At 63.3% G+C, this 20,495-nt stretch carries 22 protein-coding genes; 10 read left to right on the top strand and 12 right to left on the bottom strand.

Features of this window, described 5'->3' with window-relative positions; all coding sequences use genetic code 11:
* Positions 1-133 precede the first annotated feature (133 nt).
* Entirely contained in the window at positions 134-1,804 is a 1,671-nt protein-coding gene (locus RBB42_RS07500; RefSeq protein WP_305969124.1) for a TniQ family protein, read from the top strand.
* A 189-nt stretch (positions 1,805-1,993) separates the two neighbouring features.
* Here RBB42_RS07500 and RBB42_RS07495 read toward each other — a convergent pair whose 3' ends face one another.
* Positions 1,994-2,311, bottom strand: coding sequence for a hypothetical protein (locus RBB42_RS07495; RefSeq protein WP_305969125.1), 318 nt, complete (start codon positions 2,309-2,311; stop codon positions 1,994-1,996).
* 5 nt (positions 2,312-2,316) lie between these two features.
* Entirely contained in the window at positions 2,317-3,084 is a 768-nt protein-coding gene (locus RBB42_RS07490) for a sulfite exporter TauE/SafE family protein (protein ID WP_305969126.1), read from the bottom strand.
* 227 nt (positions 3,085-3,311) lie between these two features.
* Between RBB42_RS07490 and RBB42_RS07485 the strand changes: the two genes are divergently transcribed.
* Entirely contained in the window at positions 3,312-4,997 is a 1,686-nt protein-coding gene (locus RBB42_RS07485; protein WP_305969127.1) for an acyl-CoA dehydrogenase family protein, read from the top strand.
* Between the two features lie 166 nt (positions 4,998-5,163).
* Positions 5,164-5,517, top strand: coding sequence for a carboxymuconolactone decarboxylase family protein (locus RBB42_RS07480; RefSeq protein ID WP_305969128.1), 354 nt, complete (start codon positions 5,164-5,166; stop codon positions 5,515-5,517).
* A gap of 153 nt (positions 5,518-5,670) precedes the next feature.
* Here the strand turns inward: RBB42_RS07480 and pheT are convergent, their stop codons facing one another.
* The 8 genes from pheT to rpmI all read right to left on the bottom strand — a co-directional run bounded on the left by pheT (position 5,671) and on the right by rpmI (position 12,881).
* Complete coding sequence (gene pheT / locus RBB42_RS07475) at positions 5,671-8,076, bottom strand: phenylalanine--tRNA ligase subunit beta (protein WP_305969129.1); 2,406 nt, start codon at positions 8,074-8,076, stop codon at positions 5,671-5,673.
* A 226-nt stretch (positions 8,077-8,302) separates the two neighbouring features.
* Positions 8,303-9,172, bottom strand: coding sequence for a nitrilase-related carbon-nitrogen hydrolase (locus RBB42_RS07470; RefSeq protein WP_306043383.1), 870 nt, complete (start codon positions 9,170-9,172; stop codon positions 8,303-8,305).
* 47 nt (positions 9,173-9,219) lie between these two features.
* Complete coding sequence (locus RBB42_RS07465) at positions 9,220-9,501, bottom strand: YrhK family protein (RefSeq protein ID WP_305969131.1); 282 nt, start codon at positions 9,499-9,501, stop codon at positions 9,220-9,222.
* A 1-nt stretch (position 9,502) separates the two neighbouring features.
* On the bottom strand, positions 9,503-9,892 hold the full coding sequence (locus tag RBB42_RS07460) for a hypothetical protein (protein ID WP_305969132.1): 390 nt from the start codon (positions 9,890-9,892) through the stop codon (positions 9,503-9,505).
* Between the two features lie 210 nt (positions 9,893-10,102).
* Positions 10,103-11,176 (bottom strand): phenylalanine--tRNA ligase subunit alpha, encoded by a 1,074-nt coding sequence (pheS, locus tag RBB42_RS07455; RefSeq protein WP_305969133.1) that lies wholly within the window; start codon positions 11,174-11,176, stop codon positions 10,103-10,105.
* A gap of 82 nt (positions 11,177-11,258) precedes the next feature.
* Positions 11,259-11,948, bottom strand: coding sequence for a gamma-glutamylcyclotransferase (locus RBB42_RS07450; protein WP_305969134.1), 690 nt, complete (start codon positions 11,946-11,948; stop codon positions 11,259-11,261).
* Positions 11,949-12,299: 351 nt separating this feature from the next.
* Positions 12,300-12,665: a 50S ribosomal protein L20 gene (gene rplT, locus RBB42_RS07445; protein ID WP_305969135.1), complete on the bottom strand. Its 366-nt coding sequence runs from the start codon at positions 12,663-12,665 to the stop codon at positions 12,300-12,302.
* A 15-nt stretch (positions 12,666-12,680) separates the two neighbouring features.
* The gene (gene rpmI / locus RBB42_RS07440; RefSeq protein WP_305969136.1) at positions 12,681-12,881 is read right to left on the bottom strand and encodes a 50S ribosomal protein L35; all 201 of its coding nucleotides are present in this window, start codon (positions 12,879-12,881) and stop codon (positions 12,681-12,683) included.
* Between the two features lie 259 nt (positions 12,882-13,140).
* Here rpmI and RBB42_RS07435 point away from each other — a divergent pair, with 259 nt between their 5' ends.
* Positions 13,141-14,292 carry an AI-2E family transporter gene (locus RBB42_RS07435; protein WP_305969137.1) on the top strand — a complete coding sequence of 384 codons (1,152 nt, stop codon included), beginning with the start codon at positions 13,141-13,143 and terminating at the stop codon, positions 14,290-14,292.
* 8 nt (positions 14,293-14,300) lie between these two features.
* Here RBB42_RS07435 and RBB42_RS07430 read toward each other — a convergent pair whose 3' ends face one another.
* Positions 14,301-14,525 (bottom strand): hypothetical protein, encoded by a 225-nt coding sequence (locus RBB42_RS07430; RefSeq protein ID WP_305969138.1) that lies wholly within the window; start codon positions 14,523-14,525, stop codon positions 14,301-14,303.
* Between the two features lie 28 nt (positions 14,526-14,553).
* Positions 14,554-15,999 (bottom strand): pyruvate kinase, encoded by a 1,446-nt coding sequence (gene pyk, locus RBB42_RS07425; protein WP_305969139.1) that lies wholly within the window; start codon positions 15,997-15,999, stop codon positions 14,554-14,556.
* A 160-nt stretch (positions 16,000-16,159) separates the two neighbouring features.
* On the opposite strand from pyk, the gene RBB42_RS07420 reads away from it, so the two are divergent.
* The 6 genes from RBB42_RS07420 to RBB42_RS07395 all read left to right on the top strand — a co-directional run bounded on the left by RBB42_RS07420 (position 16,160) and on the right by RBB42_RS07395 (position 20,485).
* Positions 16,160-16,909, top strand: coding sequence for an N-formylglutamate amidohydrolase (locus tag RBB42_RS07420; RefSeq protein WP_305969140.1), 750 nt, complete (start codon positions 16,160-16,162; stop codon positions 16,907-16,909).
* A gap of 5 nt (positions 16,910-16,914) precedes the next feature.
* Positions 16,915-17,229, top strand: coding sequence for a DUF1244 domain-containing protein (locus RBB42_RS07415; protein WP_305969141.1), 315 nt, complete (start codon positions 16,915-16,917; stop codon positions 17,227-17,229).
* A 136-nt stretch (positions 17,230-17,365) separates the two neighbouring features.
* Positions 17,366-18,298 carry a bifunctional riboflavin kinase/FAD synthetase gene (locus RBB42_RS07410; RefSeq protein ID WP_305969142.1) on the top strand — a complete coding sequence of 311 codons (933 nt, stop codon included), beginning with the start codon at positions 17,366-17,368 and terminating at the stop codon, positions 18,296-18,298.
* The gene (locus tag RBB42_RS07405) at positions 18,295-18,765 is read left to right on the top strand and encodes a YcgN family cysteine cluster protein (protein WP_305969143.1); all 471 of its coding nucleotides are present in this window, start codon (positions 18,295-18,297) and stop codon (positions 18,763-18,765) included. The genes RBB42_RS07410 and RBB42_RS07405 overlap by 4 nt, the downstream gene beginning before the upstream one ends.
* Positions 18,762-19,829, top strand: a complete 1,068-nt coding sequence (locus tag RBB42_RS07400; RefSeq protein WP_305969144.1) for a threonine aldolase family protein — start codon at positions 18,762-18,764, stop codon at positions 19,827-19,829. Before RBB42_RS07405 ends, RBB42_RS07400 begins: the two co-directional genes overlap by 4 nt.
* Positions 19,830-19,891: 62 nt before the next feature.
* Positions 19,892-20,485, top strand: coding sequence for a 2-hydroxychromene-2-carboxylate isomerase (locus tag RBB42_RS07395; RefSeq protein ID WP_305969145.1), 594 nt, complete (start codon positions 19,892-19,894; stop codon positions 20,483-20,485).
* The last annotated feature ends 10 nt before the right edge of the window (positions 20,486-20,495 follow it).

The following is a 20,495-nucleotide window of genomic DNA, read 5'->3' as shown; positions in this document are numbered from 1 at the left end:
CCCGTGAATGACCGAGAACCCGCTGGCCCGATACGGCTGCGCTGTATGGGGGCTACACCGCATCGGGCCAGCTACCGTGCGCTCCAACGGGGTCATTTTTGGATGCCGATAGGGGGTCAAGATTGCGTGCCGATTGACATTCGGGATCGACTATTTGAAACTAACCAATGGCGACCAAGAGGATTGTGCGCGATTAGCTTCACTTGCCGGTGTCGATCAGGCGGAACTGCATCGCCACACACCTGCGCTAGTCTCTCCTGGCTGGTTCCGGTTGGGCATCGAGGAGATCAAGTTCACGGCCTTCAGCCGAACCGCCCTCAAAGGCTGCTCGCAATGCCTGCAAGACGCCTCAAACCAAAACGATGCTGCGCATTTCGGCCTATGGCAGTTGACCTCAATCCGCACCTGCTGCTTGCACGGCTGCTACCTCACGCCGTTGCCCACGTCGCCTGGGACGCGAGAGCGGTTCGACGTCATCAAGCTGACCTCTGGCTTTTCACCACCAAAACCCCAAATCGCGAACGATCAGGATCTTTTGTTCGAGCACTACCTGAGAAATAGGATCAAGAAAGGGCCCGGGAAAACGTGGCTCGACCGGTTGCCCTTCCATGTTGCGGCGCACACGTGCGAGGGCTTGGGGCTCCTGCTGACCCTTGGCCCGAAAGCCCGGCGAGAAACAGTGACGCCGGCGCAATGGGCGGCTGCAGGCACTGCCGGTTATGGTGTCCTACGTCACGGACCAGATGCTTTCAGGGAAAAGCTCAAGGAGATCCAGCCGGCGCATCCGGTCGACAACACCCTTTACCGGACCCGCTATCGCGTGTTCTTCGAGTGGTTGCGCCACCGCGACGACGACCCTCAGTTCGATGTGATCCGTGATCTGGTGCGAGAGTTCATCTTCCGCAACTTTCCGATCTCCGAAGGCTACATCGTTCTGGGCCAGCCTTGCCCGGAACAATACGTTCATTCGCTTTCAACGGCGCGCTCGCGATATGGCATGTCTGGTTGGAAGCTGGCGCGCCGCCTTGCCGCGATGGGTCTCGCAGAAAGGAAGACATCAGGTCAGGGTTTTATACTGACCGGTTACGTGCCCACGGAAATCATCAATGACATCGCGACCGATTTCGACGCCCTTCTAAACGCGACCGATGCAGGAAAGTACCTTGGCGTCGAGCGTTTCATGATGACCAAGCTGACTAACCCCGGACTGATCGAGAAGTATTTCGACGAAAAGAATGCCTCGCCGATGTATCATCCACGCGATCTCGATCGGTTCCTTGGAAAGCTGAGGGCGCGCGTCGAGCGCCCCAAAGCGGAGGATCTACTCGACATTGCGACGGCATCGCATCGTGTCCGCATACCGACAGAGCGCGTGGTCGAAATCATTCTGAGAAACCGCCTTCCGCTGCATGCAGTCGACCCTGCCACTACGCGCTTCCCGGATTTCCGCTTGTCGCTAGCCGTGCTGCGTGAGGTCATCGCTACCGATCACCATGGAACCGTTCGGCCGACCCGGGCCGCGAAGATCCTCGGCATCAATATCCGTACGATACGCAGTCTGATGGACACCGGCGTTCTGAAATCTTGCGACATAGAGGAGCTGAAGAGCGGGCGAAGGCGACGGTATGTCTGCGCCAACTCGATGGAGCGGTTTTCCAAAAGCCATATTTCGGTGGTCGAACTGGCGACGAAGAGTGGGAGGCTACCAGGCGTCGAGGCTGTAATCCAACTTGATCGCGGCGCGAAGCCGCTACCGTTGGACCCACGCGCCAACATGATTTTCAGGCGAAACGACGTTCTCTAAAACAACAGTCAAAGGAAGCCGGCCACTGCGCCGGCTTTTTCATGTGCGGTCAGAGGCAACCTTATCTGACGAAAAAGGCAGGTTCAGTTCAGCATCGAGATTTTGGGGCGCTGAATTCAAAAGGAAATTTTGGCACGCAGAGGCAGAACTTTGTGACGCTTCCCACCTCCACCACGATTATAGGACACCTCAGACCGAGGCAAAACAGCCCAACGCCGGGCCGTGAACGCCAATGTCCAGCGGTCCGAAATCGCTGTCCACGCAGAGGCTGAAATAGCCCGCCGTCGGCAGGAAGAGCACCGAATAGGCACCGTCCGAACGGGTCACGCTGTAACAGGTCAGGGTCAGCCCCCCGCTGAAATTGACGGTTATGGGGCGCGGACGCCGCACGCGCATACGTGCAAACTCCTCCAGCAACAGGCGGTCGCCCTGGCTTTCCACCGCAAAGCCCGCCAGTTCATCCTCAACAAGCCGCGTCACATGCGCGGGCCAATCCTGCTGCGTCATGGACCTCAGATTAAGGCGCGACGCACAAGGTTCAAGCCCGCGACCAGCAGCACAAGCAAGGTCGCCCGCCGAAAGGCGCGCTGGTCGATCCGGTTCTGCACCCGCGACCCGATCCACATGCCCGCCAGCGCCGGCGGCACCAATGCCAGCGACAGCCAGACGGTCGCCGCGTTCAACACGCCCGAGCCGATATGGGCCAGCGTCAGCGCCACCGCGCCCAGCCCGTAGATCACGCCCTGTACGCGCATCTGTTCGCGCTTTTCGGTGCCCATCGCTGTCAGGTAGGCCACGGTAGGCGGCCCCCAGACGCCCGAGAACCCGCCGATGAACCCGGCGAACACCCCGATCCCGATTTCCAGCCCCCGGTGCCCCTCGCGTGCGACACTAGGCTGCCAGCCTGCAAGCTGCAGGATCGCGAACAGGGTGATCGGTGCGCCGATCATCAGCAACAGGACCTGCCCCGGCAGCACCGCCACCAGTTGCGCCGACAACAGCAGCATCACGCAGGCAACACCCAGGAAAACCCGGAACCGGCGTACGGATTGCACGGCGGCGCCTGGCCCCTGGGCCATCGCCTGGAATCCGTTTGTCACCAATGTCGGAAGGATCAATCCCGCCAGGGCCAGTTCCGGCGCCACGAGGCTGCCGAGCCCCGAGACGAGAATCATCGGCATGGCAAAACCGACCAATCCCTTGATCACACCGGCGAGCGACGCAATTCCAATGGCAATGAGGACTGTAAGCGGGGTCAGATCTGCAAGAATTCCGGGCATGAGGGCCTCTTAGCATGTCCTGCAATGACCGCACCCGGAATCAACGTCGCGCAACAATTGAACAATACCAAATGGCCATCGGTATTTTTGTTGCGCTGCACCTGCAAAGTGGCTAGGACCATCGGGACGATGTAATTTGACCGCAAACTCTGGAACGCACGTTCCACTACACGCGCGACGGATGGCCACGCCAGCCCGCACGGCGACAAAGAGAGAGGACCTGTTGAATGGCGCATGACGGACAAGACCTGAGCCTTGGCAGCGTGATTCTGCCCGATCTTCTGACCCTGACTGGCGATTCGATTGCCCCGATCGAAGGCATCCTGGAAACCGCCCGCGCCCATGTCCGGGACATGGTGCTGGCCGATGGCCGCGTGTCCGGCGCCCTGGTCGAGCAGAACCAGTTTGCCGCCCACGGATTGGCCTGGCTGGCCACCTACGTCGAATCTCTGCGCCAGATGCAGGCCTGGGCCAAGCGACTGGATAGCGATGGCACCTTCGGCGAGGTCGAGCAGCTGATCCACCAGATCGCCTTTGGCGAGTACCTGTCACAGATCCACGGCGGCATCCAGATGAACCAGGGCGAGATCGTGCGCCTGGCCGACATGGGCCTGAACCAGGATGAACGCCGCGCCATGCTGACCGATCAGGTCGAACACCTCATGCAGCACGGCAACAATCCGGGCGCCCGCACTCGGCTGGTGCAACTGATGGAGGAACGGCAGGCCGAAGTCACGCATGGCCGCACCGGGCTGGACGAAGAGTTGGAGATGATCCGCGACCAGTTCCGCCGTTATGCCGTGGAAAAGGTCGAGCCTCACGCGCATGAATGGCACCTCAAGGATGAGCTGATCCCGATGGAAATCATCGAGGAACTGGCGGAAATGGGTGTCTTCGGCCTGACAATCCCCGAGGAATACGGCGGCCTGGGCCTGTCCAAGGCCTCCATGTGCGTGGTCTCCGAGGAACTCTCGCGCGGGTATATCGGTGTCGGATCCCTGGGCACCCGGTCCGAGATCGCCGCCGAACTGGTTATCGCGGGCGGCACGGAAGAGCAGAAGCAGAAATGGCTTCCGCGCTTTGCCAGCGGTGAAACTCTGCCGACGGCAGTCTTCACCGAACCCAACACCGGATCAGACCTGGGGTCTCTGCGGACCCGCGCCGTCAAGGACGAGAATGGCGACTACAGCATCACCGGCAACAAGACCTGGATCACCCATGCCGCGCGTACGCATGTGATGACCCTGCTGGCACGCACCGATCCGTCGACGGACAACTACAAGGGCCTGTCGATGTTCCTGGCCGAGAAAACCCCCGGCACGGATGAGGATCCCTTCCCCACCGAGGGCATGACCGGCGGAGAGATCGAGGTGCTGGGGTATCGCGGCATGAAGGAGTACGAGCTTGGCTTCGACGACTTCAAGGTCAAGGGCGAGAACCTGCTTGGGGGCGAGGAAGGCAACGGCTTCAAGCAGTTGATGGAAACCTTCGAATCGGCCCGCATCCAGACCGCCGCGCGTGCCATCGGCGTGGCCCAGGCGGCACTGGACGTGGGCATGCAATACGCCATCGACCGCAAGCAGTTCGGCAAGTCGCTGATCAACTTCCCCCGCGTCTCGGGCAAGCTGGCCATGATGGCAGTGGAAATCATGATCGCCCGGCAGTTGACCTATTTCTCGGCCTGGGAAAAGGACCACGGACGGCGCTGCGACCTCGAGGCCGGCATGGCCAAGCTTCTTGGCGCGCGCGTGGCCTGGGCCAATGCGGACAACGCGCTGCAGATCCACGGCGGCAACGGCTTTGCGCTGGAATACACGGTCAGCCGCATTCTCTGCGATGCGCGCATCCTCAACATCTTTGAAGGCGCCGCCGAGATCCAGGCACAGGTGATCGCACGCCGCCTGCTGGCATAATTCGGAATCGAACCGGTTCAGGGCCCCGCCAGGAATGGCGGGGCCTTTTTTCTTGATCACTTGTCCGTTTGACCACGCGCCATCCGCCCGACAATCTGATCCGGATCAAGGTTTCGGCCACTCTGGCGTGATCTGACACCGGCGATCACAACACCGGAGTCGCTCCATGAGTTACAAGGAATCGCTCGCCGCGTTGAAACCGCAGGTGAAAGATTTCAACGCCGCCATCGGGGAAACCGCCCAGGGTTTTGGCGCAATTGCCAAGAGCCTGCACGGCGACGGCGCGCTGACCCACAAGCAAAAGGAATTGGTCGCACTGGGCATCGCGGTGGCGATACGATGCGAACCCTGCATCATGTTCCACATCGAAGCTTTGGTGCGCCTTGGCGCCACGCGCCAAGAAATCGCGGAAACACTGGCGGTTTGCGTGGAAATGGGCGGCGGCCCGGGCGTGATGTACGGCACAAAGGCACTGGCTGCCTTCGACGAATTCAACGCCAAATCCAAGTCGGCGGAATGACATCAAGTCAACGGATGGCCATCACCGATGATGGTTTGCCACAGACTTTGGCCGCGGCGGCGACATGAGTGCCGGAAAACCGATCTTGCCGGAGCAAGACAAAGGGCGGGGAAGTCCCCGCCCTTTTCCATACTTCCATGAGTGGCCTGGGTCTTATCCCCGCAGCGTACCGCCTGTGGCCTTGGTCACCTTCTCGACGATCTTCGCCGCGACCGCCTCGATGTCCTTTTCCTTCAGTGTCTTGCCCGTCGGCTGAAGGCGCACGGTGATGGCAAGGGATTTCTTGCCCTCGCCCAGGCTGCCGCCGATGAACTCGTCAAAGACGCGCACCTCTTCGATCAACGCCTTGTCGGCGCCCTGAGCCGCATTGACCAGCGTCAGCGCCTCGACATCCGCATTCACGACAAAGGCAAAGTCGCGCTCGACCGCCTGCAGATCATTCAGAACCAGCGCGGGCCGGGTCGCGCCGCTCTTGCGCGGCATCGGCACCTCTTGCGGCCAGAGGGTAAAGCCCACGGCCGGCCCCTTGACGTCCATCGAGGCCAGAACCTTGGGATGCAGTTCGCCAAAGACGCCCAGCACCTTCTTGGGGCCAAGGCAAAACTTGCCGTGCCGCCCCGGATGCCACCATTCCCGCGCCCCGCGCAGGATCTGCATCTTGGCCGGTGCGCCCATCGCGGCCAGTACCGCCTCGGCATCGGCCTTGGCATCGTAGAGATCCACGGGCCGCGAGGCACCGTGCACGTCCTTGGGCCCGCTGCGCCCCACCAGCAGGCCGGTGACCTGCACATGCTGTTCGCCAGGCTCGCCGCCGTGGAAGGCATGGCCGACTTCGAACAGGGCCTGGTCCATGAAACCGCGTGCCTGGTTGCGTGCCGCAGCCTGCAAGAGGCCCGGCATCAGCGCGGGCCGCATGTGGCTCATCTCCGAGCTGATCGGGTTGGCCAGCATATGCGCGTCGTCACCGCCGCCAAACAGCGCCGCCGCCGCCTGGTCGATGAAGGTATAGGTCACGCATTCATTGTAGCCCAGCGCCGCCACGGTCCGCCGCGCGCTGCGTTCACGCAGTTGCATCGGTGACAGGACGGGGCGGGTCACGCCATCACTGAGGCGAGGCAGCGGCTTGCCCTGAAGCTTGGTCAACGAGGCGACGCGCGCCACCTCCTCGACAAGATCCGCCTCACCCAGCACGTCGGGACGCCAGGACGGGACATGCGCCATATCACCTTCCATGACAAACCCCAGCGCCTCCAGCGTGCGGCGTTGCTCATCGGCGGGGATGTCCATACCAACCAGCGAAATGACGCGGTCCGTGTCCAGCTTGTAGGCGCGCGCCGTGTCCGGCACCGCGCCCGCAACGACAACCTCAGAGGCTTCGCCGCCGCAGAGATCGAGGATCATCTGCGCCGCATCTTCCATCGCCTGCATGTTGTAGGCCGGGTCGATGCCGCGTTCGTTGCGATAGCGCGCGTCCGAGTTGATCTTGAGCGCGCGTCCGGTGTGGGCGATCTGGATACGATCCCAGACAGCGGCCTCGAGGAAGACATTGGTCGTCTCTACGGTACAGCCGGTTTCCAGCCCACCCATGATGCCACCGATGGACTCGATGCTTTCGGCGTCGGAGATCACCACCTGCCCGTCCGAGAAGGCATAGGGTTTTTCGTCCAGGCCCAACAGCGTGTCGCCCTGTTTGGCGCGATGGATGCGCAGGGTCTCGCCCTTGACCTTGTCCGCATCGAAAACGTGCAGCGGACGGTTGCGGTCGAAGGTGAAGAAGTTGGTGATATCCACGAGGATTGAGCGCGGGCGCAGTCCGATGGCCCGCAGGCGATCCTGCAGCCAGGCGGGCGACGGGCCGTTCTTCGCGCCCCGGATCAGGCGACCCGCGAAGACGTGGCAGCCCCCCTCGCCCTGGGTGTCCTCGTCAATGGTCACGCTGATCGGACAAGGGAACTGGCCCGCGACCTTTTCGACCTTGAGCGGTTTCAGCGTACCGAGGCCGCGTGCAGCCAGATCGCGCGCGATGCCGTGCACGCCCAGCGCATCCTGCCGGTTGGGGGTGATGGCGATCTCGATCACCGGGTCGACCTTGGCCGGGTCGTTCTGCGCCAACCAATCGGTGAACTTCTGGCCGACCTCTCCCGAAGGCAGTTCGATGATGCCGTCATGTTCGTCGCTGAGTTCAAGCTCGCGTTCCGAAGCCATCATTCCGTGGCTTTCGACACCCCGGATATTGCCCACCGACAGCGTCACGTCGATGCCGGGCACATAGTCGCCCGGCTTGGCCAACACCACGGTGATCCCGGCACGCGCGTTGGGTGCGCCGCAGACGATCTGTTTCACGCCCTCGTCGGTTTCCACCTTGCAGACACGCAGGCGGTCGGCATCGGGATGCTGTTCGGCCTCCTGCACCTTGGCCAGCGTAAAGGCGGAAAGCGATTTCGCCGGATCGACGACCTCCTCGACCTCGAGGCCGAGATCGGTCAGCGCCTCGGCGATCTCGTCGACCGAAGCTTCGGTGTCGAGGTGTTCCTTGAGCCAGGAGAGGGTGAATTTCATCGCTTCATGCCCCGCATATGCGTCACGTCGCGCCGTCCTTAGCGGATCGGGTGATGGGAGGAAAGAGGGGGGTGGGCTTCGGGCGGCGCACCGGTTTGATCCGCGGGCAAAAGGGGACTCTGATCCCTCGGCCTGCGGCCTTCACCCCCGGAGGTATCTGGATGCCCAAAGAAACATTGAAACACGCCAAGATCGGTTCGTTCCTGCACGGGTGGCGGACGCTGGATCAATCGTCGTCGCGGATGATGTCAGGCACACCCAGTCGGTCAATCAGGCGGTTCATCTCGCGTTCGACCAGTCCAATGTTGCTGTCCCGCACCGTGGGCAAAAGGGCACGGGCGCGGCGCACCTGCGCATAATCCAGCTCGGCGGTGATCAGCTCCGGGGTCCTTCCGGCGATGGCCAGAGGATGGCCGAACGGATCGAGGATCCGCGAGCCGCCCCAGAAATTCAGGTCTTCTTCCGGACCGGTCCGGTTCACCATGATCGAGGGCGCGCCGTACATCATCGAGTAGAAATGCATCGTCGCGGTCCAACCGGAGGGATTGTCGAAAGCCTCTCCGACCGCCTCGACCCCGCTGGAGATCGGTGAAACCAGCAGTGTCGCGCCGTGCAGGAAGGCCAGGTGCACCAGCGCCGGGTTCCAGAGGTCGGCGCAGATCAGCAAGCCCAGCCGCCAGTCCTCGGTGATCTCCTGCGTGTCCACGAAACGGCCCTGGGCGTAGTATTTCGTCTCGATCAGCTTGCCGTAGGAGGGGAGGTTGATCTTGCGGTGGATATAGATCAGCTTGCCGTCCTTGTAGACACCCGCGGCATTGTAGAACTGCGCCGCCGGCCCTTCCTCGACAAAGCCCAGGATCAGGATCGTGTCTCCCGCCGCCCGGCTGAGATCGATAAGGCGCGGATCGTGCCGTTTCATCGTCACGTCCAGCAGGTTCTCGGCACCGTAATGGCCAACGAGGCTGAGTTCGGGAAAGACCAGCAGGTCCAGGCCTTTCGCGCGGCTGACCCAGCGGTGGTGTTCCTCGAAATTGGCGTCGAGATCGCCGATCCGGCTGCCGAACTGCGCAGCGCCGACGGTGAGCGTTCCGGACATCATGTGCCTCCCCTTTCGCTCGGCCTGCCACGGTCGGCCGGCAGGCGTCAATCGCGGTAGCGTTCCGCCAGGTCCTCGGCGTCGCCCATTGCCGCCAACCGCAGTTCGCGAACCAGCCGAAGGGTCGGTTTCAGCGCGAAAAAGACCGATCCGATGACGAAAAGCCAGATCGCCTGCGTCTCCCAGACCGGCCAGAAAAACAGGATCGAGCCGATCAGGAAACAGAAGGCGGCGATGAAATCGACGGTTGTATGGGCGATCTCGAAGGCGGCATAGACGCGGCGCGCGTCGGCGCTGCGCTGGCGGTTTTCATGAGTAAAGAGGGTCATGTCAGCGTGCGAGGGCCCGGAAGGATGTGGTCATAGGGCCAAAGCATTCGCCCAGCGAGAGGGTAAAGGAGGTCGGGAAGGCGGGCCCGTCGAAACTGACAAGTGCCTCGCCCCAGTCGTGGCTGGGTTGACCGCCGAGGCTCATGGCGGCAAAGCAAGTGCCCGGCCCCTGCCCGACCCAGAAGGCGCGGTGCACGGCGCGGTCCTGGTAGTTGCCCGCCAATCCCGGGATGACCAGCATGGCCGGATAGCCGTTTGGATGCGTGAAGGACAGGACCGCCGCGCCGCCGGTGTCCTCTTCGTAGACGACAGGGCCTTGCGCGCTGTCCCAGACCTCATCGGCGAGGGCGGGAGATGCGAGAAGGGCGGCAAGGGTGAGAGCGCGGAACATGGCAGGTCTCCGTTTGATATCACTGGTCGGAGAGTTGCACGGAAGTGCCGGTGAAGACAGAGGCTTGGTACAGTTGGGCGCTTTAACGACGGGCCGTGGAGAAGCCCGTCATATCGAAAGACATGCTTCCGATATGACGGTGTGACTGCATATGGCCAAGTTGCGCCGGAGATACACCGGCGCCAAGAGCCAGACGACGCGCAGGCTCTGTTAGCGTGAAAGCCCCGCCGCCGTCGTCGGAACGTCCAGCGCCGCGAACCCGTAGTGCCGCAGCCAGCGCAGATCCGAGTCGAAGAAGGCGCGCAGGTCGGGGATGCCGTATTTCAGCATCGCGATCCGGTCGATCCCCATGCCGAAGGCAAAGCCCTGCCATTCGTCGGGGTTCACGCCGGAGTTCTTCAGCACCTGCGGGTGCACCATGCCGCTCCCGAGGATTTCGAGCCAGTCGTCGCCCTCGCCCACCTTCAGCACGCCGCCTTCCCAGGAACACTGGATGTCGACCTCGGCAGAAGGTTCGGTGAAGGGGAAATGCGAGGCGCGGAACCGCAGTTCGACGTGGTCGACCTCGAAATAGGCCTTCACGAATTCCTCAAGCACCCATTTCAGGTTCGCCATCGAGATGTCGCGGTCGATGGCGAGGCCTTCGACCTGGTGGAACATCGGCGTGTGCGTCTGGTCATAGTCGGCGCGGTAGACGCGGCCCGGGGCGATGATCCGACAAGGGGCGCCGTGCGCCTCCATGTGGCGGATCTGCACGGGGCTGGTATGCGTCCGCAAGACATGCGGCGGGCGGTTGTCGCCCTCAGCGCGGTGCATGTAGAACGTGTCCATTTCGGCCCGCGCCGGGTGGTGCGAAGGGATGTTCAGCGCGTCGAAATTGTACCAGTCGCTGTCGATCTGCGGCCCTTCGGCGACGGAAAAGCCGAGGTCGGCAAAGATCGCGGTGATCTCCTCCATGACCTGGCTGACCGGGTGGATCGTACCGCGGCGCATCGGGCGTCCCGGCAAAGTCACGTCCAGCCATTCGGTCTTCAGGCGCTCCTCGAGCGCGACGTCCGCTAGTGCGGCCTTCTTTGCCGCGAGCGCTGCGTTGATCTCGTCCTTGAGCTTGTTCAGCGCGGGGCCGGCGACCTGCCGCTCCTCCGGGCTCATCTTGCCCAGTTCACGCATCTTGAGGCTGATCTCGCCCTTCTTGCCCACTGCGGCCACGCGCAGGTCCTCGAGCGCGGCTTCGTCGCCCGCCTTGGCAATCAGGTCGATGTATTTCTCGCGCAGGTCTTCCATATCACGTCCCTCAGGCTTGCCCGCGACGGGTTAGCCCCGCCATGCCGGGTTTGCAACCTTGCTTTGCCCCGGACGGCGGCGCCTAGCCCGAGGCGAAGGCACGCACATCGGTCACGAGCCGTGTGACCTCTGCATCCTCGATCTTCATCTCTTTGAAATGCGTGGCGAGGTTTTCAAGGTATTCGCGGCTGGAGCCGAGAAATCCCTCACCGGTCGCGATCAGGCGCACCTGCTCCTCGTGGGTCAGATCCCCCTTGATATTGCCCGCCGCATGGTCGGCAAGAAAGGCAAGCGCCTCTTCGGTGCCGTGATCGGTTTCGACAGGAATGAAACGCGGCAGATAGGCCTCGCCCAGCCGCTCGCGATGCCAGAGGCAGCGGGTCTCGGCAGGCACGTCCTTGGCCGCGATCCGAAAGATCAGACCGTGACATCCCTGCCCTGTGTCCAGCGCAGCCATCAGGCCCGGCTGATCTTCTGTGCCGCGCCCGCCGTTGATGTCAAAGAGGATGAAGCGCCGCTCGGCCCCCGGGGCAAAGCCGCGCCTCACCTCGGCAAAGCGAACGCCCGGATCCCACATCAGCGAGCCATAGGCAAAGACCCAGAGGTCGCGATCCATCCGCCCGGCCAGCGCTCGCTTCCTGTCCGCCTCGATCTCGGCTTCGGTCAGGATCCAGTCCGTGGCGCGCCCGTGCAGCTTGCCGATCTCGATGGCCTTGTCGATGTGGAAATCCGCGAAAAAACTGTCTTCGCGCGGCTTGATCAGAGGGCGCAAGCCGGGGTGGTGACGGAAAGGATCGTTGGTTGTCATGTATTCTGCGCCGGGGACATTTGGCTCCCAACTTGCACGGGCGTGCTGGAAAAGCAAAGGCGGCGGTGGCGACCGCGACGGGATTCGACCCCGCAGCACCCGGATAGACAGTCCGGTGCTCTCCCGTTGATCGACGTTACCGACGTACCCGGCCAGGCAAGGAGAATGGGATTCAATGCCGCGTTTTCCGCTCGACTGGCGAGTGTCATGCCCCCCTGGACGGCCCCCAGATGGCACATTCTCAAGGCACCCATGCAACAGAAAAGGCCCGGGCGATGCGCCCGGGCCTTTGTCAAATTTCCACTTGCGCTCGGCTCAGGCCGGCAGCGCGCCTTTCGCCTGGTCGACGATGGCGGCAAAAGCCTCGGGCTCGTGCACGGCCAGATCGGCCAGAACCTTGCGGTCGACCTCGATGCCGGCCAGCGTCAGGCCATTGATGAACCGCGAGTAGGTCAGCGATTCGTCATGCGCGCGCACGGCTGCGTTGATCCGCTGGATCCACAGGGCGCGGAAGTTGCGCTTGCGATTCTTGCGGTCGCGCGTGGCGTACTGGTTCGCCTTGTCGACAGCCTGTGCCGCCACCTTGAAGGTGTTCTTGCGGCGGCCATAGTAACCTTTGGCCTGGCTGGTGATCTTCTTGTGACGCGCGTGGGTAACGGTTCCGCCTTTGGTACGGGGCATATCTTATCCTCCTGATCAGCGGTCGTAGGGCATGTACTGCTTGACGATCTTCGCGTCAGGCTTGGACATGACAGTGGTTCCGCGCGCATCGCGGATGAATTTCTTGGTGCGCTTGATCATGCCGTGGCGCTTGCCGGCCTGGGCCGTCAGCACCTTGCCGCTGGCGCTCACCTTGAAGCGCTTCTTGGCGCTCGACTTGGTCTTCATCTTGGGCATTTCAATCTCCGTTACTTGGCGCGACTCGGCATGCCACTGGTGGCCGGCCGCGCGGTTGGAAGGCGCCGTATAGGAGGGTGCAAGAGATTTGGCAAGGGCAGAAGCGCCCCACCCGGACGGCCACGCGCGATCAGTGAACGGGCACTGCGGGACACTTCCGGCAAACGGGACGGCACCTGTCCTTGCCCGTAGCGGAACACCTCACTATCCTCGCACGGTGCATTTGCAACCACAAAGATCAGAGTTCCCAATCCCCCGAATGTCCGACACTCCCGAACAAGACCAGTCAACGCGCCCGGAAATTTCGGAAATCCGAAAGGCACAGACCTGGTTCCTCGGCATCATCGCCTTCGCGGTGATCCTCTTCCTGCTGGTGCAGGCCAAGTTCCTGCTGATCTCGCTGGCCATCGCGATCATGCTGTTCTCGCTGACCTCTGACGCGATCAACTATTTCCAACGCATGCGCATCGGCAGCGCGCGGGTCTCGATTTGGATCGCCTCGGTTCTGGCCGTCCTGCTGATCGCCACGATCATGATCTCCGCCTCGCTGATCATCATCGCGCAGGCCAACACGGTGGTGATCACGATCCTGCAATACGCGGACCCCGCCCAGCAGGCGGTTGCGGACATGGTCGGCTGGATGGGTGCGGACGTCGAGACCGCCGTTCTGGACTGGATGAAGTCGATCCAGCTGGGCCCCTACCTGTCTTCGCTGGCAGGACAGGCTGGCAACATCGCCTCGGGTGCGGTGCTGGTAACGCTGTTCGTGGGGTTCATGTTCCTCGAACGCCTCTGGTTCCCGACCAAGCTGGCCAGTCTCATGGGCGATGAGCGGCGTGCGCGCCGGGTCGAGCGGATCATCTCCTCGATCATCCACAGGGTGAACCGCTATCTGGTGGTCAAGGTGGTCATCAGTTCCGTGACCGGGGCGCTGGTCTACGCGGTGATGACCGTCTTTGCACTGGACCTGGCGATGCCGATGGCGGTGCTGACCTTTATCCTGAACTTCATTCCCAACATCGGTTCGATCGTGGCAACGGTTGTGGTCGCGCTGGTCAGCTACGTCCAGACCGGCGACGCCTTTACCGGCCTCACGGTCCTGTCGATCGTGACGGTGATCCAGTTCACCGTGGGTCAAGTGCTGGACCCTCTCCTGCTTGGCAAGACCCTTCGCCTGTCCTCCTTTGGCATCATCGCCAGCCTGGCCTTCTGGGCCGCGGTGTGGGGGATCGTCGGGATGTTCCTGGCGGTGCCCATCATGGTGTCGATCATGATCATCTGTTCGCATATCCCGCGCGTGCGCCCGGTGGCCATCCTGTTGTCCCGCGAAGGACTGCCGGACCTCGACCTGGAGATGGAGCAGGAACAGGATCCGGCAAAGGAGCCTGCGGAGCCCCGCCCCTCTTCCTGAAACTGCGGTCAGTTCAGGATCTGACCGATCACGCCATAGACAGCGTCAGGGACATCCTGCAGGCGATAGCCGCCTTCCCTTTCACGGAATGCCCAGAATACGAGACCGGCGCCCCCGAACAAAACGAGGGCGCCCACACGGGGCGCCCGGTTGTCGGCCCAGGCCGCGAAGATCGCCGGCAGGGACAGAACCACCAGCAACATGCCGGTGACCAGCATCATGTCAGGATGCATTGGCCTGCCCCCTCTTGCAGGGGGCGGGTTATTCAGGATCTGTCGAAAAGATCAAACGCTCGTTGCAGGGGGCAACGCGCAGAATGTTGGTCGTGCCCGGCTGGTTGAAAGGCACGCCGGCAGTCACGACGATCTGGTCCTTTTCGCCGGCATAGCCTTGCGCACGGGCGGCGCGGGCGGCATTGACGACCGCCTGCTTGAACCGCTCCAGCTCGCCGGTCATGACGCATTGCGTGCCCCAGGTCAGCGAGAGGCGACGCGCGGCGCCCGTCATCGGGGTCATGGCAATGATCGGAACGCGGGGACGTTCGCGCGCAACCAGCGCCGCGGTGGTGCCCGATGAGGTAAAGCAGCAGATCGCCTTGATCTCCGTCGTCTCCGCGATCTCGCGCGCCGCAGCGACGATACCGTCCGCGACAGAGGTCCGGACTGCATTGCGCGAGGCCTCTATAACGTCGCGGTAGGTCGGGTCGCTCTCTACCGATATGGCCACGTTGTTCATCGTGGTGACGGCCTCGATCGGGTACTGACCTGCCGCCGATTCCGCCGACAGCATGATCGCGTCGGTGCCTTCGTAGATGGCGCCGGAGACGTCCGACACCTCGGCCCGGGTCGGCATCGGGGATTCGATCATGGATTCCAGCATCTGCGTCGCGACGATCACCGGCTTGGCCGCCGCACGGCACTTGCGCACCAGGCGTTTCTGGATCGGCGGCACCGCCTGCACCGGCAGTTCGACCCCCAGGTCGCCACGGGCAACCATGATCCCGTCCGAAACTTCGAGGATCTCGTCGAAGGCCTCGACTGCCGAGGGCTTCTCGATTTTCGAGACAATCGCGGCCCGGCCCCAGACCAGGCGCCGCGCTTCTTCGACGTCCTCAACTCGCTGCACGAAGGACAGCGCGATCCAGTCCACGCCCAGCCCGCAGGCGAACTCCAGGTCGCGGCGGTCCTTGTCGCTGAGCGCCGCCAGGGGCAGCACCACGTCGGGCACATTCACGCCCTTTCGGTTGGAAATCGTGCCGCCCGCCTCGACGATGCAATTGGCGTGATCCTTGCCGCAATCGGCCACCCGCAAGCGGATCTTGCCGTCATTGACCAAAAGGTGCGACCCGCCGGTCAGGGCAGCAAAGATCTCGGGGTGCGGCAGCTGAACCCGCGTCGAGTCGCCCGGCGTTTCGTCCAGGTCGAGCCTGAATTTCTGACCCCATTCCAGCTCTTCGGAGCCGTTGGCGAATTCGCCGACGCGCAGTTTGGGCCCCTGGAGGTCGGCAAGGATCGCGATCGGGCTGTCCAGATCCTTTTCGACCTGCCGGATTATCTTGTGGCGCTCCTCGATTTCCTCGTGGGTGCCGTGGCTCATGTTCAGGCGAAAGACATCCGCCCCGGCCTCGTGCAGGGCCCGGATCATCTCGTAGGTGTTGGATGCGGGGCCCAGCGTGGCCACGATCTTGACGTTACGGTCGCGTTTCATGTCTTTCTCCCTGCCCGGTCGGCTGTGGCGGCCAGTCGCGTCCATGGGTGCGCTCTGGCAAATGCAGTTGCGGCGTTACCGCTAACGGCGCCCGCTTTATCCCGTATTTCCCTTTGCCGCGCAACTGGCATATGTGTAGCGGGCCAAAGACGACGAGACCATGACATATTCCCCCTGCCAGATCATCGGCGAAACCCGCCAGAGCCGGTTCCTGATCACCTGTGACCATGCCGCCAACATCGTTCCGCCGGATCTTGGCGGCTCTCTCGGCCTGCCGGTTTCTGACATGGCGCGCCACATCGCCTACGACGTGGGTGCCGCCGGTGTGGCCCGGGAACTGGGCGAGTTGCTGGATGCCCCGGTTGTGCTGTCGAATTTCTCGCGCCTCGTGATCGACCCGAACCGGGGCGAAGACGACCCGACCTTGCTGATGAAGCTGTACGACGGTTCGGTGATCCCCGGCAACCGCCATGCGGACGCCGAGGAAAAGGAACGCCGCCTGAACGCCTATTACCGCCCCTACGACGCCGCTTTGGCGAAAATGGTGGCGCGGCGCGAAGATGCCGCCATCGTCTCGATCCATTCCTTCACGCCGCAACTGCATGGCCGCCCCCCCCGGCCCTGGCATGTTGGCGTGCTGCATGCCGCATGGGATGCGCGCCTGTCAGATCCGCTCATTGACATGCTGGGGGCAGAGCCCGATCTGGTGGTGGGACGCAACCAGCCCTACCCCGGCCACCTGCCCGGCGATGCGATCGACCGCCACGCCCTGGGCGCAGGCCGCCTGAACACGCTGATCGAGGTCCGCAACGACCTGATCGAGGAAGAGGTCGGCCAGCGACACTGGGCGGCGCGCTTGGCGCCGCTGCTGGAAAAGGCGCTGGCCGCCGCGACGGAGAAAGAGGAGTGACAGAGATGGACGATCAGACCCGCATCGAGATCGAGGCCGCGGCCTTTCGCCGGTTGCGCCAGCACCTGATGGAAGACCGGCAGGATGTGCAGAACATCGACATGATGAACCTGGCCGGTTTCTGCCGCAACTGCCTGAGCCGCTGGTACCAGGAAGCGGCGAACGAAAAAGGCATCGAGATGGGCAAGGAAGAGGCCCGCGAAATCTACTACGGGATGCCCTATTCCGAATGGAAAGATAAATTCCAGACCGAGGCCGGGGCCGACAAACAGGCCGCGTTCGAAAAGTCCTTCAAGGAAAACGTGACCGACAAGGGCTGAACTCGCCCTCAGGCGGTCAGGTTATCTTGCCGCCCGCGCACCGTCGCGCGGGCGGCATCACGAATCGGGGCATTGGCGCCACGCTCGCTCCGGGGGATGCTTGCGCACGGGCGCGCGTGCCGGTAACGGGAAACGCATGCGGATCGTTCACGACTATCAGTACACCCGGCCCGAAGATCAGGGCGCCAGCGCCGCCATCGGCAACTTTGACGGCGTCCATCTGGGCCACCAGGCGGTGATCGACCTCGCGCGTCGTTCGGCGCCCGGGGCACCTTTGGGCGTGATGACCTTTGAACCGCATCCTCGCGAGTATTTCGCCCCCGACTCTCCGCCCTTTCGCCTGATGAGCGCCGAAACCCGCGCCGCGCGGCTTGAAAAGCTCGGCGTCGAGCGGCTGTACCAGTTGAATTTCAACACGGCCCTTGCCTCGCTGACCCCGCGCGAATTCGCGGACCGCGTTATCTGCAAGGGTTTTGGCCTGACCAACGTGGTCGTCGGCGCGGATTTCTGTTTCGGCAAGGGTCGCGCGGGCAATGTCGCGGACCTGCAGGCTTTTGGCGCCGAGATGGGGTTTGGCGTGACGGTGTCGAACCTCTTGGAAACCGGCGGCGTTCAGGTCTCTTCGACCGCGATCCGCGACGCGCTGTCCGAGGGCCGCCCGCGCGATGCCGCGGCCCTGCTCGGCCATTGGCACCGGATCGAAGGCAAGGTCGTGGGCGGCGAACAGCGCGGCCGCGTTCTGGGCTATCCCACGGCCAACATGTCCATCGACGGGCTGCATCCGCCGCATTTTGGCGTCTATGCCGTGCTGGTGGACGTAAGGGACGGCCCGCACAAGGGCAGCTATCGCGGCGCCGCCAGCATCGGGGTCCGCCCGATGTTCAACGGCGAGGTGCCCAACATCGAAACCTACCTCTTCGACTTCAAAGGCGACCTCTACGGTGCGACGCTGTCGGTCGGGCTGGTCGAGTACCTGCGCCCCGAGTTGAAATTCGACGGGCTGGATGCGCTGATCACCCAGATGGACGCGGACTGCCTGAAGGCGCGCGAGATCCTGGCCGCCGAATGACCGACCCGATTGCCCGCACAGGCCTGACGCCGCGCTTCTGGGAGCGCAAGCGCCTGCAGGACATGTCGGACGCCGAGTGGGAGGCGCTTTGCGACGGCTGCGGCAAATGCTGCCTGAACAAGCTCGAGGACGAGGACAGCGGCGAGGTGGCCCTGACCCGTGTCGCCTGCCGCCTGTTTGACGACAGCACCTGCCGGTGTTCCCAGTACGAGATCCGGCACCAGTTCGTGCCGGAATGCATCGTATTGCGGCCCGCGAACATCGCCAAGAACCATTACTGGATGCCCGAGACCTGCGCCTACAAGCTGCTCTTCGAGGGCAAGCCCCTGTACGATTGGCACCCGCTGATCTCGGGCACGCCGGACTCCGTTCACGCGGCGGGTGTTTCGATGCAGGGCGGCACGGTGCCCGAGTTCGAAGTGGATGAGGACGACTGGGAAGACCATATCATCGAGGAGCCGCTATGAACTTTGCATCCGACAATGCGAGCCCTGTTCCGCAGCAGGTTCTTGACGTCCTGGCGCGGGTGAACAGCGGCGCGGCGGCCAGCTATGGCGCTGACGACGTTACGGCAGAAGTGGCCGACCGGGTCCGCGACCTGTTTGATGCGCCGGGCGCGGCGGTCTACTTGGTGGCCACCGGTACAGCTGCGAATGCGCTGTCGCTGGCCACGCTCTGTGCGCCATTCCAAACGATCTTCTGTTCCGAGCACGCGCATATCCACGAGGATGAGTGCAACGCGCCCGAGTTCTACACCGGCGGCGCCAAGCTGACGCTTGTGCATGGTGGCGACGTGATGACGCCGCCTGCGCTGCGGACCGCCATCCTGGGCGAAGGCAACCGCGGCGTGCATGGCCCGCAGCGCGGTCCGGTCTCGATCACCAATGTGACCGAGGGCGGGAATGTATATTCGCTGTCCGATGTCGGGGCGCTGTGTGCGGTGGCGCGGGAATACGGGTTGCCGGTGCACCTTGACGGCGCGCGTTTTGCCAACGCCTGCGTCAAGCTTGGCTGCACCCCGGCCGAGATGACCTGGAAGGCAGGCGTGGACATCGCCGTTTTCGGCGGCACCAAGAACGGGCTGATGGACGCCGAGGCAGTTGTGATCTTCGATCCCGAGGCACCCGCCAGCAGCGGGTTTACCCGGGCGCAAGAATTCGAGCTGCGGGTGAAGCGCGCGGGCCATCTCTATTCAAAGCACCGCTACGTCGCCGCCCAAATGCTGGCCTACCTCGAGGACGACCTCTGGCGCGATCTGGCGCAACAGGCCAACGACCGCTGCGAAGCGCTGGCTCGGGGCCTCGGGGAGATGGGCCTCGAGATCGTGAACCCGACCCGCGCCAACATGCTCTTCTTTCGCGCGCCCCTGCGGGCGCACGAGGCAGCCCAGGCGGCGGGTGCGGTCTATGCGCTTTGGGGCAACCCGCCCGATAACGCCGATGACCCGGCGCTTGCGCGGCTGGTGTGTAACTGGTCCACGACCGAGGCCGAAATCGCGGAATTTCTGGACGTCATGCGCGCCGCGCTGTGACCGGGGGCTTCACAGCCTGCCCTGCCTGCCGCTAGACTGACCTGGCGGCAGGAGGTTCCCACATGGCCCGGCTGGATTTCTGGTATTCGATCGGCAGCACCTACAGTTACCTGACAGTCGCGCGGATGCGAGAGTATGCGCGGGATCACGGCCTGCAGGTGACATGGCGTCCCTTTGACGTGCGCCGGATCATGATGGCCCAGAACAACATCCCCTTTCGCGACAAGCCGATCAAGACAGCCTACATGTGGCGCGACATGGAACGGCGGGCCGAGCTCTTCGGTCTGCCAATCAATGTGCCCGCCCCCTACCCGCTGCCCGACCTGCCCCTGGCCAACAAGGTGGCGGTTCTGGGCATGACAGAGGGCTGGGGAGAGGATTACACGATCGAGACCTACCGCCGCTGGTTCATAGAGGGGCAGGAGGCGGGCAGCGATCCGAACCTGTCGGACAGCCTGCGGGCCGTGGGACAGGACCCCGCCGCAGTGCTGGCCCGGGCCGCTGGCGAGGAAGGCACAGAGCTGCTGACCGCTGAAACCGACAAGGCCGAAGCCCTGGGCATCTTTGGCAGCCCCTCTTTCGTCGTGGGGGCCGAATTGTTCTGGGGCGACGACCGGCTGGACGAGGCGGCAGCATGGGCTGCACGGGCGGCATGATCCCGCCCGG

The sequence above is a fragment of the Mameliella sp. MMSF_3455 genome (assembly GCF_030733205.1).
Taxonomy (GTDB): domain Bacteria; phylum Pseudomonadota; class Alphaproteobacteria; order Rhodobacterales; family Rhodobacteraceae; genus Antarctobacter.
The sequence above is the reverse complement of the archived record's forward strand: the minus strand, read 5'-3'. Positions and strand labels throughout refer to the sequence as shown.

Bases quoted from the DNA above. Each gene is read 5' to 3' on its own strand.
- RBB42_RS07405 (WP_305969143.1), top strand. From the start codon at position 18,295: ATGACCGACCCGATTGCCCGCACAGGCCTGACGCCGCGCTTCTGGGAG.
- RBB42_RS07480 (WP_305969128.1), top strand. From the start codon at position 5,164: ATGAGTTACAAGGAATCGCTCGCCGCGTTGAAACCGCAGGTGAAAGAT.
- RBB42_RS07410 (WP_305969142.1), top strand. From the start codon at position 17,366: ATGCGGATCGTTCACGACTATCAGTACACCCGGCCCGAAGATCAGGGC.
- RBB42_RS07485 (WP_305969127.1), top strand. From the start codon at position 3,312: ATGGCGCATGACGGACAAGACCTGAGCCTTGGCAGCGTGATTCTGCCC.
- RBB42_RS07415 (WP_305969141.1), top strand. From the start codon at position 16,915: ATGGACGATCAGACCCGCATCGAGATCGAGGCCGCGGCCTTTCGCCGG.
- RBB42_RS07470 (WP_306043383.1), bottom strand. From the start codon at position 9,172: ATGTCCGGAACGCTCACCGTCGGCGCTGCGCAGTTCGGCAGCCGGATC.
- RBB42_RS07435 (WP_305969137.1), top strand. From the start codon at position 13,141: ATGTCCGACACTCCCGAACAAGACCAGTCAACGCGCCCGGAAATTTCG.
- RBB42_RS07420 (WP_305969140.1), top strand. From the start codon at position 16,160: ATGACATATTCCCCCTGCCAGATCATCGGCGAAACCCGCCAGAGCCGG.
- RBB42_RS07430 (WP_305969138.1), bottom strand. From the start codon at position 14,525: ATGCATCCTGACATGATGCTGGTCACCGGCATGTTGCTGGTGGTTCTG.
- pheS (WP_305969133.1), bottom strand. From the start codon at position 11,176: ATGGAAGACCTGCGCGAGAAATACATCGACCTGATTGCCAAGGCGGGC.
- rplT (WP_305969135.1), bottom strand. From the start codon at position 12,665: ATGCCCCGTACCAAAGGCGGAACCGTTACCCACGCGCGTCACAAGAAG.
- RBB42_RS07395 (WP_305969145.1), top strand. From the start codon at position 19,892: ATGGCCCGGCTGGATTTCTGGTATTCGATCGGCAGCACCTACAGTTAC.
- RBB42_RS07460 (WP_305969132.1), bottom strand. From the start codon at position 9,892: ATGTTCCGCGCTCTCACCCTTGCCGCCCTTCTCGCATCTCCCGCCCTC.
- rpmI (WP_305969136.1), bottom strand. From the start codon at position 12,881: ATGCCCAAGATGAAGACCAAGTCGAGCGCCAAGAAGCGCTTCAAGGTG.
- RBB42_RS07495 (WP_305969125.1), bottom strand. From the start codon at position 2,311: ATGACGCAGCAGGATTGGCCCGCGCATGTGACGCGGCTTGTTGAGGAT.
- RBB42_RS07465 (WP_305969131.1), bottom strand. From the start codon at position 9,501: ATGACCCTCTTTACTCATGAAAACCGCCAGCGCAGCGCCGACGCGCGC.
- pheT (WP_305969129.1), bottom strand. From the start codon at position 8,076: ATGAAATTCACCCTCTCCTGGCTCAAGGAACACCTCGACACCGAAGCT.
- RBB42_RS07400 (WP_305969144.1), top strand. From the start codon at position 18,762: ATGAACTTTGCATCCGACAATGCGAGCCCTGTTCCGCAGCAGGTTCTT.
- pyk (WP_305969139.1), bottom strand. From the start codon at position 15,999: ATGAAACGCGACCGTAACGTCAAGATCGTGGCCACGCTGGGCCCCGCA.
- RBB42_RS07490 (WP_305969126.1), bottom strand. From the start codon at position 3,084: ATGCCCGGAATTCTTGCAGATCTGACCCCGCTTACAGTCCTCATTGCC.